We start from the raw sequence: 14,560 nt of genomic DNA on the forward strand, positions 1-14,560 counted from the left end.
GAGCAGTTCGGCGGCATGCGGCCCGGCGACCTGAGTCGGTGTGTCGGCACCACGCCAGGTGAGCCGGTCGGAGGACGCGGTCAGCACGAACACCCGGCCCGGACCCAGCCGGAACTGCCCGGCTTCGGTGATCGGGCCGACGCCGGGCGAGCCGATCAACGTGACGTCGGCAACCTGGTCGGCCAAGCGGCCGTCGACCCCGGCGAATCCGACTGTGGTCGAGCCGTATCCGTGCCCGATCAGATGGTTGTCCGGCAGACCGGCGCCGCCTAGCCGACGAGAAGCATTGAAGGCCGCGATATCTCGCAGTAGTCGATGCCCACCATCAAGGGCCGGATCGGTCCTCGAATACTCCGACCACATGGCGTCACCGCTCGGCGGGTCGTAGCCGAGCCACATGATCGAAGCCACCGCGGCGTCGGGGGCGGTGCGTGCGGTCACGTCGTAGTGGTTGCGGGCCGCGTCCAGACTCTGGCTCATCGACCGGACGGTGGCGGCGAGCCCAGGCACATGCCAGGAGACGTGCGCAGCGCTGTCGACGTCACCGAAAGCGATCACCGCACGTCCATCGCCGTGGAAGGCCCTCGGATCGAAGGCAAGTACCTGCGCCGGTGGGGACCCGGGAAGTCCGGCCGCGTCACGATCGGCGCGGGCCAGCAGTTCGGTCATGGCGGTGAGGTTGCGCAGCAGGCCCGCGTCGCCCGAGTCGAGGTTGCCGAGCAACGCACGGACAGCGCGGTCATTCAGGTCCGCCACCCGCGTCGAAGAATTCAGTGGCACAGCGTCGTTCGTGAAGAGCAACTGGCGCAACAGCTGGAACTCCGGCCTGCCGAGATTCCGGGGCCGATTCACTATGCGGTGCATGAGCTGTGGGACCCCAGCGATGCGGTCACCCAGTTCGCGCCAGGCGCGCCGATGCGCCAGGCGGTTCGCCTCGTTGCGCACCTGCGCGGGAATGCCATCGGCGACACCGATGATGTGCGGATACACCTGAACCAGCGCGTCCCGATGCGCCGGACTCATCGATTCCCACACCTGCCGGTACGCGGTGGCGCGGGCCTGCGCCTCGGTCACCACCGGGTCCGCCGAGTATTCGCCGCGCAGCGGCATGCGAGCGGACACGCCCGCCTCGAGCATGTCGAGTGCGCGATCGGCCAGCCGCACCGCACTCTCGCCGAACCCGAGGTCGTGCGGGAGCAGCCTGCCTTCGGCGGGTGCGGGCACGGCACGGCCGCGGTGGGTCATGACTTCGCGGACCCGATCGGGGAAATCGGAGACGAGGGCGTCGACACCGAGCTCGATGAGCCGGTGCATATCGGCCGGGTCGTTGACCGTCCACACCGAGACCAGCAAGCCCGCCTGCTCGGCCTGCGCCATGAACGCCTCGGTGACCATCGACCGCTCCGGCGACAGGATGGTCGCACCCGCGTCCCGCGCCGCGGCGGCGAGATCACCGCCCGGAGTTCGCGGTGTCCCGGTGGCCTTGGCCCACCACATCCTGGCCTTGGCCGACCGCGAGATTCCAGGATCGCGACCCAGCCACGACTCGGTCGCCGTGCGCGCGCTGACCAGCGCGACCCGCTCGACATTCGGAGCCAGTTCCTCGGCGTAGGTCAGTACCCGCCAATCGAATCCGAGAATCCGGAACGTCACGCCATGCCTGTTCAGCGTCTCGACGGTCGCCGCGACCAGTTGCCGGACGTCGGCGTCGGTCCAGGACGGGTCGGTCTTGATCTCGACCGCAAGCGTTCCGCTCCAACCCATTTCGACTGGGAGCCGGGCCACCTCAGCGAGCGTGGGAACCCTGGTGCCGGACGTCGCGGCCTGGGTGTCGGCAAAGTCCGGATGGGTGACACCGGCGTCGAGGGTGCGCACCTGAGCCGCGGTGAGCTCGCGAATCGGTTTGCCCACGTAGGGGTATCGCGGATCGCCGGGCGTCGCGGGCCCCGTGTCGCGGACCGTGTGCGAGTCGATCCGTTGCTCATGATGGATGACCGGAACACCATCCGCGGTCAAGCCGACGTCCAGTTCGATGACATCGACGCCGAGCCGCATCGCCGCCTCGAACCCCGGAATGGTGTTCTCCGCCCAGAGCCCACGACCACCGCGATGCCCCTGTACTTCCGGGCCGACCGGCTGATCGACCGGACCGTCCACCGGCCGGTAGCCCTGTGTCCCATCGTCGATATGCGCTGTCGTCGCCGGGTCGATCTTGGCGATCCCACGGATCACTCGGCGCAGCACGCCCGCGTCCCCGATGCCGGGACGATGCAGTTCGGGGGTCACGGTGTCGCCGAAACCGGCGGCGATTCGGCCGAAGTTCTCCAGTGCCTCGGTCGGCCTGGTCCGGCTCGGGTCGAGATAGTCGTAGTACTGGGTGTGGTGGCGGCGCGGGTCGGCGAATTCGGCGGTGTCCGGGTACTGGGCGACAACCCGGCGCGCACCGAATGCCTCGATGGCCGGATCGACACCGATGCCGAGGAAGCGCGACCGTCGTCCGGTCCGGTTGCCGCCCACCCAGGTGACCTTGTCGCTGGACATCGAGGCCACGAAAACGTTGTCTCCGAGGCCGAATTCGCCCGCATGGCCGACCGGACCCGCACCCGGTGAGGCAGCCAGCGTAATCGTCGAGACCTCCGGCGCGAGACGACCCGCGCCGCCGGCGTAGCTCGTCGTCGCCGAGCCGTAGCTGTGTCCGAACACGTGGTTGACCGGGTGCGCGGGCAGGCCGTCGCTGTGCACCTCGCGAGAGGCGTTGAAAGCGGCGATATCCCGCGCCAGCCACTCCCCGCCTTGCCGGGCCGGGCCGGTCCGGAACGCCGTCGCGTATCCAGCCGGTGCGTCGTAACCGAGCCAGGCGATCGAGGCGACTCGCAGGCTCGGGTTCTTGTGGGAGGTGACCTCATAGTGGTTACGGGCGAACTCCGCGTTCCAGCCCAACTTGCCGAGATCGGTCTTGATCCCGGGCACATGCCAGGACACCGAATCGGCGCCGTCCACATCGCCGAACGCAAGCACCGCGCGACCCTTGCCGTCGAATGCCACGGCGTCGTAGGACAGCACGTGCACCGGCGGCGTCGGCAGATCGGCGTCGACCTCGGTCGCATAGCGGTCGGCATCGGCCAGCCCGGCGCTGGTCACCTCCAGGTTTCGCAGCTGTTGCCGTTGCGCCGTGGTCAGTTCATGCTCGGGAATTGCCTGTAGCGCAGCCAGATCCCGGGCGATGGCCGACCGGTTCGCCTCGTTACGCACGGTGGCGGGGAGGCCGTCGGCATTGCCGATCTGGTGTGGGTGCACCGCGATCAGCGCGGCCCGCTCGATGCCGTCGAGCGCACCCCACCAGCGCGCGTTCGCGGCCGCCCGGTCCCGAGCGGACGCCATGATGTCGGCGTCGGCATAGTCGGTGTGCAGCAGGCGTTCCGGCGTCGCACCTGGCGCCCGCCTGTCGAGGGCGGCCTGCGCGAGTTCTTCGTCGGTGCGCGGGCGCGGCCGCACCGCCTGCGCGCCGTCACTATCGGGCTGCCCGCCATCACTCGGGTCACGGGGCGCCGGTGACGCGGGCGGTTCGTCCTGACCTTCGATCGGGCCGGGCACTTGACGGCCGCGATGAGTCATGACCTCGCGCAGACGATCCGGGAAGTCGGTCACGATGCCGTCGACGCCGAGTTCGATGAGCCGGTGCATGTCGGCGGTGTCGTTTACCGTCCACACCGCGACCGCTAACCCGGACGCGCGGGCTTGCGCGATCAGCGACTCGGTGACCATCGAGCGCTCCGGCGACAGTATCGTCGCGCCCGCGTCCCGCGCCGCGGCCGCGAGATCGCCACCGGAATCGCGCGGCGTGCCGGTCGCCTGCGCCCAGAGCATGCGCGCTCGGCCGAACCGGGAGATGCCCGGATCGCGGCCAAGCCACGACTCGGTCGCCGTGCGCGCGCTGACCAGCGCGACCCGCTCGGCATTCGGAGCCAGTTCCTCGGCGTAGGTCAGTACCCGCCAATCGAATCCGAGAATCCGGAAGTCGACACCATGCTGTCGCAGCACCACGATGCTGGCTTCCACCAACTGCCGGACGTCGGCGTCGGTCCAGGACGGGTCGGTCTTGATCTCCAGCGCCAGCGTTCCACCCCAGCCGATACGGCCGGCAAGCGCGGCCACCTGATCGAGCGTCGGAATCGGAGTGCCCGCCTCGGCGACTTGGGTGTCGGCGAACTTCGGATTCACCACGCCGGCGTCGAGCGTCTGCACCTGGGCGAGAGTGAGTTCGCGAATCGGCTTGCCCACATACGGGTGCTGCGGATCTTCCGGCGTTGCCGCGGCGGTGTCACGCACGGTGTGCGAGTCGATCCGTTGCTCGTGGTGGATGACCGGAACACCGTCTACGGTCAAGCCCGCGTCCAGTTCGATGACGTCGACACCGAGCCGCATGGCTGCCTCGAACCCGGGCAGAGTGTTCTCCGCCCAGCGTCCGCGACCGCCGCGATGCCCCTGCACTTCCGGGCCGACCGGCTGATCGACCGGACCGTCCACCGGCCGGTAGCCGTGTGTGCCGTCGTCGATCCCGGCTGTGGCGGCCGGATCGTGCTTCGGCACCTTGCCGAACAGCACGCGCCGGAAGACATTCGCGTCATCGACGCCGGGCCGATGCGTCTCCAGCGTCACGGTGTCGCCGAGACCGGCGGCAATCCTGCCGAAGTTCTCCAGCGCCTCCGTCGGACTTGTCCGGGTCGCGTCGATGTAGTCGTAGTACTGGGTGTGGTGGCGGCGTGGGTCGGCGAATTCGGCGGTGTCCGGGTACTGGGCGACAACCCGGCGCGCACCGAACGCCTCGATCGACGGGTCGATCCCGACGCCGAGGAACCGGGACCACCGACCTGGCCGGTTGCCACCCACCCAGGTGACCTTGTCCGTCGACATCGACGCAACGAAAACGTTGTCCCCGATGCCGAATTCGCGTGCGTGCCCGACCGGACCAGCGCCGGGCGAGGCGGCCAGTGTGATCGACGCGACCTCCGGCGCCAGCCGACCCGCGCCACCGGCGTAGCTCGTCGTCGTCGAACCGTAGCTGTGCCCGAACACGTGGTTTTTCGGCCTACCCGGCCCACCGTCGGGAACCCTGGCTTCACGAGAAGCATTGAGCGCGCTGATATCCCGGGCCAGCCACGCCCCGCCCTGCTGGGCAGGACCGAGACGGAATGCACCGAGATACCCGGAAGGTGCGTCGTAGCCGAGCCACGCGATGGAGGCCACCGTCTGGTTGGGGTTCCGGTCCGCGGCGACCTCGTAGTGGTTGCGCGCGAACTCCGCGTTCCAGCCGAGCTTGCCCAGATTCGTCTTGATCCCTGGCACATGCCAGGACAGCGACTCCGCCGTGTCCACATCGCCGAATGCGACCACCGCGCGGCCCTTGCCACCGAAGGCGACAGCATCGTAGGCCAGCACGTGGACCGGAGGCACGGTACGGTCCGAATCCTGCCCCGCCTCGCGAGCCATCCGGTCGGCCTCGGCAAGGGCGGCCAGCGTCGTCTCCAGGTTCCGCAGCTGTCGTCGTCGCGTTTTGGTCAGCTCGCTCGAATGGGAGTTGCGCAGCTCGGCCACGTCCCGCACCATCGCCAGCCGGTTCGCGTAATCGCGGGCCACCGCCGGGATGCCGTCGGCGTTACCGATGTGGCGTGGGTGCACCCGCACCATGAGCATGCGCTCGGCCGGGGACAGCGCATCCCACCAGTGCGCGTTCCCCGATGCTCGATCCCTGGCCGACGCGACGGTGTCGGGCTCGGTGTAGTCGCTGTGCAGCAACCGTTCCGGCGCCGCGCCAGGGGCGCGCCTGTTCAGCAGCTCCGCAGCGGCCGGTCGGTCCTCATCGGTGATCGGCCGATCCACCGGAAGCAGGCCGTCGCGCTCGAACTGCCGGTTGCCGTCGTCGTCCGGGTCCGACGGGGTGGGCGGAGCGTTGGGATCGTTCGGTCCCCGGCCCCCGGCGCCGCGATCGTCCGCGCCGACTTCTTCGGGTTCCTGGTCGACGTCCGCTTCGGGCCGGACCGACTCGGGCGCAACGGATTCCGGTGCGACGACCGGCGCCGCAATCGGCTCCTGCCGCGACGCAATCGGTTCGGCGTCGGGTTGCGGTCCCGGTACCTGCGTGTCGCCGACAGTGCGCGGGTTCGCGGCGCGATCGCCCGGCCCGCCGTCATCGGGCCCCGGGGCAGGCGGTGGCTGCGCCGGTCCCGGATCGCCGGGCCGTCGGTACTTGGTCGAACCGTGCTGGATCTTCGCCTCGCGACCGGCCTCGGGGTCCCTCGGCATGGACCCGACGCGACGCTGCAACCAGGTCGGGTTCTCCACGCCGGGACGGTGCTGGGCGAGCGAGACCTCGTCGGCCCGACCCGCGGCGATCAGGCCGAAGTTCTCCAGCGCCTCGGTCGGTGTCCGGTGCGCCCACTCGCTGTACTGCCAGTACTGGCGGTGATTGCGCAGTCTGTCGGAGAACCTCGGAACATGCGGGAATTCGGCACGAATGCGCTGGGCTCCGAAGGCAGCGACGGACGGATCGAGGCCCTGGCCGCGCCCGGCGTACCGCCCCATCGCTCCAGGGACGTTCGCGCCGACCCACGTCACCGGATCGCGCGAACCCGTTGCGACATATACGTTCTCGGCGCCTATGCCGAAATCGTGCGCGCGTGCCAACGGACCGGCGCCCGGCGAGCCGAGCAGCGTGATCGTGCTCACTTCACCGGCGAGGCGGCCGCCTTCACCCGCGTAACCCGTGGTCGTCGAGCCATAGCTGTGTGCGAAAAGATGGTTGTCCGGCCGCCCCGGTCCACCCTTGTCCGCGTAGTAGTCGCGACTCGCATTGAACGCGACCACATCCCGCGCCAACAGTTTGGCGCCCTTCTGGGCGTGCGCCTGCGACGCCGCATCGGTCGCCATGGTGGCCCCGCTCGGCGCGTCGTAGCCGATCCATACCACCGAGGCGATTTCGAGATCCGGATTCATTCGTGCGGTGGTTTCGAACAAGTTGAGCGAGTTGCCCATTCGCGCTCGCAGGTGCTGCATTGTGGTGGTAACGCCGGGGATCTGCCAGGACACCGAGGCCGCGGTGTCGACATTGCCGAACGAAAGCAGCACGCGCCCCGCGCCATTGAATTCGGTCGCGCTGTAACCGATCACATGGACCGGCGGGGCCTCGACGTTCCGATGCAGCTGGCCGACCTTCTGCTCGGCCAGGATCAGCGCCCGCTGGGTGTAGACCAGATTCTCCAGCCTGTGACGCTCGGAACCGCCGAGCTCCTTGCGCATCCACTGCTCGAGATCCGCGCCGTCGGGGACCTTGCCTGCGAACACGGCCAGATCGCGGGCGATGGACAGGCGGTTCGCGTAATCGCGTATATGGGCGGGGATTCCGTCGGCGTCACCCACCTCATGCGGGTGCACTCGCAGCACCAGCCCACGCTCGTCGCTGGTCAGCGACTGCCACCACCGCGCGTTGGCCTCGGCTCGCCGCCGTGCCGCCCCGGTCAGGTCTTCCGGATCGGCGGCGTGCAGCAACCGGTCCGCCCTGGCCTCCGGTGCGAGCTTGTTCAGCACCTGCCGCGCCGCGTCGCGGTCCGCCTGGGTGACCGCGTTGTCCGGCGGCAGCGTCCGGTCCCTGCTCCACCGGCGGTTGGTGCGGTCGGGACCCGCATCGGTCGGAATCTCGGTGGCGGGATCGGCTGTCCGGACCGCCGCAAAGGCCCGCCCGACGTCCGCGGCCGAGACCACCTGTCCGCTCGGCGCAGGCCGGGCGACGGCCTGATCCGAGGTAGCGACCTCATCGCCGCGGCCCGCGGCGATGAGCCCGATATTGGCCAGCGACGCAGTGGGGGTGCGGGTGTGCGGATCGATATGTCCGAGGTAGCCGCGGTGCGCACCGCGCCGCCCGCCGAACTCGCGGGTGTCCGGATACTGCGCGAGAATCTGGCGGGCGCCGAACTCCGCCGCCGCGGGATTAACCCCGAGGCGCCGCTGCCCGACCTGACCCAAGCGTCCCGGCGTTGCCACCCGATCACCCGGCGCGGCCGCGACGAACACGTTCCGCTCGCCGATCCCGAATTCGGCTGCGGTCGGCACCGGGCCCGCACCGGTCGGGCCGACCAAGGTGATGGTGCCGATCTGACCGGTCAGCCTACCGCCAGCAGCGGCGAAGCTCGTTGTGGTCGAACCGAATCCGTGGCCGATGAGATGATTCGTCAGGCCGGAACCGCCGTCCGGCATTCGATCGGCCCTTGTCGCGTTCAGTGCCGCGATATCGCGCGCGAGCAGATATCCGCCGACCGCGGCGCGGCGCGGATTGCCCGCCTCCGGCTTCGTGTCGGGATGGTTGTATCCGATCCAGACGATCGACGCCACGCCGGCGTCCGCCGCGGACAAACCGGCGGTCACCTCGTACTGGCCGCGCGCGAAGGACATCCGGTCGCCAACGCTCTGCATCGTCGTGCCGCGGCCGCCGACATGCCAGGACACCGAGGACGCGGAGTCCAGGTCGCCGAGCGCGACCACGATCTTACCTTTGCCGCCGAACGCCCTCGGGTCGTAGGACAGCACCTGCACCGGCGGCGAACCGATCGTCGCGTTGGCGCCACGGCGCATGGCGGCCAACTGATCTCGCGCAGTCACGATATTGCGCAGCTCGCGCCACTGGGCGGGGGTGAGTGCGGGTCGATCCGTGCCGTCGGCCAGCCGGATGATCCGCTCGAGGTCACGAGTCATCGCCAGCTCATTGGCCGCGTTCCGATCCGCTGCCGGAATGCCATCGGTGTTGCCGATCACCTGCGGGTATGTCTGCACCACGGCGGAACGCTGAACGTCGCTCAGCCCGTGCCACCAGGTTGCGTTCTGGGTCGCGCGGCGTTGGGCGGCGCCGACCACATCATCGGGTGGCACCGCGCGCTGCAGCACTGCTCCCAGCCTGACCTCGGGATGTGCCGCCAGATCCGGCCGGGCCGTGCGCTCCAGCAGCCCCGCCAAACCGAATTCGGGCGCACTGAGCAGGCTCCGCAGCCGCTGCTCGGCCTCGTTCGCCAATTCGTGTTCGTGGTCGCCTGGCCGCGCGTCCGGCGGTAATACACCGCCCAGGTGCCGATTCTGCTGCACCGCATCGCCCGGCGCCGTTCCGTCGCGAGGCGTCACGAGATCAGCGACAGCTTCGGCGTCGGAGCGCGCGGGAACGGTCACGTCGACACCGCGGCCGGCCGCGATCCGGCCGAAGTTCCGCAGTGCCTCGGTCGGGATTCGGCCTTCCGGATCGGTGTGGAAGTACAGCTCCGACAACGGCGCTCGGCGGTTACCCGGATTGTCCACCGCGACAGGTCGCGCGCCGAATGCCTCAGCGGTCGGGTCGGCGCTCGAGGTCAGCCCGACAAACCTGGCCAATCTGCCGGGAGCGGCGGCCACTGCGGCCGTGCGGTCTCTTGCCGAGGTCGCCACGTAGACGTGATCACCGATCCCGAACTCCCGTGCGGTCCTGATCGGCCCGGCATCGCGTGTCCCGGTGAGCGTGACGCTGCCCGCCAGACCGGCCAGCCTGCCGTTCGCACCAGCGAAACCGACTGTGGTGGAACCATATCGATGCCCGAAAAGATGATTGGAGTGCGGCGCAGCCGCCTCGTTGCCCTTGGCACGGGCATGGTCGGCGGCGGCGGACCTGGTGGCGTCGAAACCGGCGAGGTCACGCACCAGTAGGTGGCCGCCTGTCTCAGCATTCCTGCGCGCACCAGGCAGCAGATGGTTGGACGAAACCTCGGCGCCCAGCCAGGCGACGGCGGCGGCGGGAAGATGTGGATCGGCGTGTGCCGTCGCCTCGTAGTGGCCGGCGGCCGCGAGCAACTGGTCACCCAGATTGCGCAGCGAGGCACCGCTGTCCGGCACATGCCAGGACACCGCCGCCGCCGCGTCGAGGTCACCGAAGGACACCAACGCACGACCCTGGCCGCCGAAGAGCAATGAGTTGTAGGACAGCACCTGCACGGTCGGGACGGCGACGATCGGATCGAGCGCGGCGGCAAGACGATCCGCACGCTGCAGCGTCTCCCTGGTTGCGATCAAGCTGCGCAGGTGATCGGGCTCGGCGCGATTGAACTCCGAATTGACCAGCTGACCCGCACCGAGCCGCTCCGGGGTCCGCATCCGGTAGCTTGCCAGATCACGTTCCAGTGCAAGGCGATTCGCGCGGTCGCGCGCTGCGACCGGGATGCCGTCGGCGTTGCCGACCAATTCCGGGTGCACCCGGATCATCGCCTCGCGCTGCTCGTCGCTGATGCGGTTGTACCACCAGTCGGCATTGTCCTCGGCTTTGGCGCGCGCCTGGGCAGTGACATCACCGGTGTAGTCGTCGTGCAGCAACTGCTTGGGCTGGGCGTTCTCGCCGAGCGCGGCCACCGCGGCGGTCGCGAGGTCGTTCTCCGCATCGGTGATCGGCCCGTCCGGCACCGGCGGCCGACCGGGGATGGTGTCGCCAGGAGCGGCGGGATCGGTTTCACCGATGGGCGATCCGGGTCGTACCAGGTCGCTGTCGTCTTCGGCGCCGCTGCCCGCCGCGAGCGGGCGCAACAGCTCGCCGTCCGCACCGTAGAAGACACCCCAGGTGCCCTTCACGTCGGGCGCGGTGTCCGGATCGAACTCGAACGGCTGGTCGCTGCGCAGCGGATCGTCCACCATGACCTTGCCGGTGGCCTTGTCGAAGTACATGACGTAGGCGTGCGAGCCGACGCCGTGCTGGTCGACCGGTCCGCGATGCTCGTCGACGACAAGCACCGTCGACTTGCCGCGCAGGAACTTCAGGCCGTCCGCGATCATCTGATGGGCCGAACGCTTCCTGGTGCCGGAAACCGGGGTCAGCTCACCGCCCGCCGCGGTCTGCAGGTCGCGCCAGCCCAGCCCTTCCGGGCCGATCGAGCCAGGCTCCAGCACCGAGATCGCCTCGTTGCCGGTCTGCCTGGCCGCCCGCCACAGCGCACGCTCGGCACAGTTGTTCTCCGACACCGGGGGCGGGTCGGTGTCCGCCTGCGGCGACGCCTGATCGGATGAATCGGTGTCGGGATCCTGATGCGCCGTGGTGCCGACGCGGTCGGCGGCGATCACATCGATCCGATACAGCGTGTTCGTCGGTACGCCGCTCGGCGGATTCGTGCGATCCGGCACCGGCGAGTCGAGCCGGCTGAACAGGTTCGGCGACGCGGCGACATGGACCCGGACAGCGCTGCCGAAGTGCCCAGCCTTGATGATCGGCTCACCGGGCAGACCGGTTAGAACCACATCGGTGGCAAGCCCCTGCAGGCGGCCGCCCTTGCCCGCCGCCTCGGCGACATCGACGCCGTAGCCGTACGCGATGACCTTGTTGGTCGGCGTTCCGTCCGGACCGCTCGTCACCGCCCGAGCCGCATCGGAGGCGGCGATGTCACGCAGCAGCAACTTGGCACCCGCCCTGGCGTGCCCAAGCGTGAACGCCTGCCGAGCGGCTCTGAACCTGCCCCCGGCAGGTGCGTCATAGCCGACCCATGCGATCGACGCGATCGACTCGCCGGTACGAACTTTGGCCACCGAGGACTGGTACTGATTCAGCGCGGCAACCGAACTCGCGCCGAGCTGTGCGACGGTGCCGTGCTTACCCGCCACATGCCACGACAGGTGGTCGGCCGTGTCGACATTGCCGAAAGCAACCGCAGCCCTGCCCTTTCCGCCGAATGCGGTCGAGTCGTAGGCCACCACGTGCACCGGCAGATCCGGATCGACCGCGGCCGCCTGCAGCTGAGCCACCGCCAAGGCGCGCACCGTGGCGCGGAGATTGGCCAACTGTTTGCGTTCGGCCCGCGTCAAATCGTCACGCCCGGTGAGATTGCTCAATTCCCTGGCCATCTGCAGCCGGTTCGCGTCGTTCGCCGACACCGCGTCGATACCGGGCGCATTGCCGATCACCTCCGGATGCGCCCGCACCATCCCCTTCTTCTCGTCGGCGGAGAGCGGATTCCACCATTCCGCGTTGGCACGGGCTCGTTCCTCGGCGCGTGCGGTCGCGTCGGGATGTCCTGGATCGCCGTGCAGCAGGTCCTGCGGACTCGCGTTCTGGCCGAGCTTGGCCAGCGCGGACACCGCGTCCGCGCTTTCGACGTCGGAGGGCGGCGCGAAATTCTCCGGCAACACCCGGGGGCGCTGCGGGGCACGGCCGGTATCTGCCTTGCCGTCGGTGTCGGTATCTGCCTTGCCGTCGGTGTTGGTGTCGGTCTTGCCGTCGGTGTCGGCATCGGCATCGGCATCGGCCGTACTCTCGGCATCGCTGTCGGCATCGCTGTCGGCCGTGACTCGTCCGGCACGGTCACCCGACACCCGGTTCGGGCCCTCGGCCGCTGCCGGAGCGCCGAGCGGACCGGGGATGACCAGACTGTCTTCAGGCAGCAACGGGTCAGCGCGCGCACCGAGCTCCGCATCGACCTCCGCGCCCGACTCGGGCGTAAGTGACTGTGGCGCTTCGGAATCAGCGGTATCTGCCTGCACGGCGCCTGCGTCGCCGAGTGCCGACCTTCCCGTGGTGGACGAACCCGCGGCACTGGCGCGTGGCTGCCCGGTGTCGGGCACAGCGGGAGCGCCGTCGATGTCGGCCGTCGGCGACCTGCCTTCTGACACGGAAGTATCGGCAGTGCTGTCAACGGCACCGGTGGTGGGCCGCGCCGCGCTCGGCGCGGTCGAGGAGCCGGTCTGCGGCGATCCCACCGAAGCGGTTCCGGACGATGTTCCGGCAGCTGTGGATGAAGACGATCCGGCCTGCGATGGCGTCGCGGTCGATGGCGTGCTCGCGGTCGACCCTGTTGCGGCGGGCCCACTCGCCACGGATCCCACCGACCCCGCGCCGGGCATGCCTGCTGATGGGGTGTCTGCGCTCGGCATGGCCATCGGCCCGGCAGGCGAACCCGCGTTGGTCAGGCCGCTATTCGAGGAGACGGAACTCGGCTGGGCGGAACCGGTCTGCTGTGTGTCGGCGGATGGGCCGCCCGGTTGCGGCGAAGTCGCGGTGCCGTCGGCGCCGGTGCCGACATCGCCACCGGTTGTGCCGCTGGTACCGGAACCGCTTGCAGACACACCTGTTTCGGCGCTGCTCGCCGCCGATGGGCTGTTGGATGCGTTCGAATCGCTGGTGCCAGGGCTGGATTGGCTGCTCGAGCCGCCGGAATCACTCCCGGCCGAGCTCGATTGGCTGGTGGCGGCACCAGAATCCGTAGTGGCAGAGCCTGTCTGGTCGGTGTTCGACCCAGTCTGGTTTCCGGTGTCGGCCGATCCGTTCGATCCGGTCTGCGCTGACGTCGAGCCACCCGTCTCCGTGACGCCGCCATCCGCGCCGTTCGCTCGTCCGCCGCTGGTGCCTTGTGCGGCAGGGCTGCTCGTGCCGCTGTCAGCAGCACCGTTGGTGGTGCCGTTGGCGGCGGCACCGGTCGTCGGGTTGGTTGCGGCGCTGTTTGTCGCACCGGCGGTATCGACGCTCGCGGGCGTAGTGGAGGTGCTGCCATCGGAGGCGGGGGGCGCGACACCGACGTTGGAGCCCGGCCCCCGCCCATTGCCCATCGGCGCGCCCGCGTAGTTCGACGATCCCCGCCACCCGTACACCGCGCTGGGACCGACGCCGGAGAGCGCGCCGCCGGTGAGCATGCGTGGGTCGAGTTCCCATCCGCCGCCGGACAAACCAGTGGACACATACGCCGCACCCGCACCCGCCAGACCCGCGCCGGCACCGACGACCCCGCCCTTGAACATGCCCTGCCAGCGCGCGTCGCCCAGCGGCGTCCGATTCATCAGATTGTGCATGCCGTGACCCGCTGCGCCACCGGCACCACCGGCCACCGCCGAGATCCAGGCGTTCTGCCCAACCTGGTCCCAGTGCATCTTGTCCTGGAAGTCCTGGCTGACATTGAGCCCCTGGACGGCGAGCTCTTGCAACGTGCCCTGAATCACCTCGGTGAAGGCTTCTTGGACGATCTCGTAGACGAGCTTGGTGAGAATGAGTTTCGCGGTCTGCGAGATGGCCATCCGGCCCACGATCGAGCCGATGACGCTCAGCAGCCGGGTGCCGAGCCACCGAAAGGCGAACTGCGTGGCCGCGATCGCGCCGGCCTGCGCGAACGGCGCTCCCGGGCCGAGGGTCAGCGCATAGGCCAACTCCGCGGCCAGCCAGGCGAGAGAGAATATCCCGTTGAGTTTGTTCGACCGGATCTGTCCCGCGAAATCCTTCGCCGACTTGCCCATCTGCTGGAAGGCCGTGACCAGGTCTTCCATCGAACCCTTGCCGGAGATGAGCTTCTTGAGCTCGCGCTCGATCTGCTCCTTGCCCTCACCATCCGGGTACGCGACGAGTAGCGACTTGATCGCGGCCTGCGCCTCCGGAATCGACATGCTCCGCAGGTCATCGCCGACATCGAGCAGCGCTTCCCCGAGCGCCTTCTGCAGATCCTCATTGCCCTCGGGCCAGTCCGTGCCCGCAACCCACTCCAGCCACTGCAGCCAGCCCGGGATCATTATCGCCATAGCCGAGCCGCTCTCG

Annotated in this window: 1 protein-coding gene (only partly in view); it reads right to left on the reverse strand. The window is 69.3% G+C overall.

The genetic code is table 11. The annotated features are described in order from the left end of the window. Window positions 1-14,544: the 5' portion of an alpha/beta hydrolase gene (locus ACFQZZ_RS31345; protein ID WP_378687842.1), read on the reverse strand. The gene continues 13,077 nt to the left of window position 1, outside the view; 14,544 of the gene's 27,621 nt are visible here — the first part of the coding sequence; it begins with the start codon at window positions 14,542-14,544; the stop codon falls past the left edge of the window. Window positions 14,545-14,560 lie beyond the last annotated feature (16 nt).

It is taken from the genome of Nocardia sp. GCM10030253 (assembly GCF_042675075.1).
In the GTDB taxonomy this organism is placed as follows: domain Bacteria; phylum Actinomycetota; class Actinomycetes; order Mycobacteriales; family Mycobacteriaceae; genus Nocardia.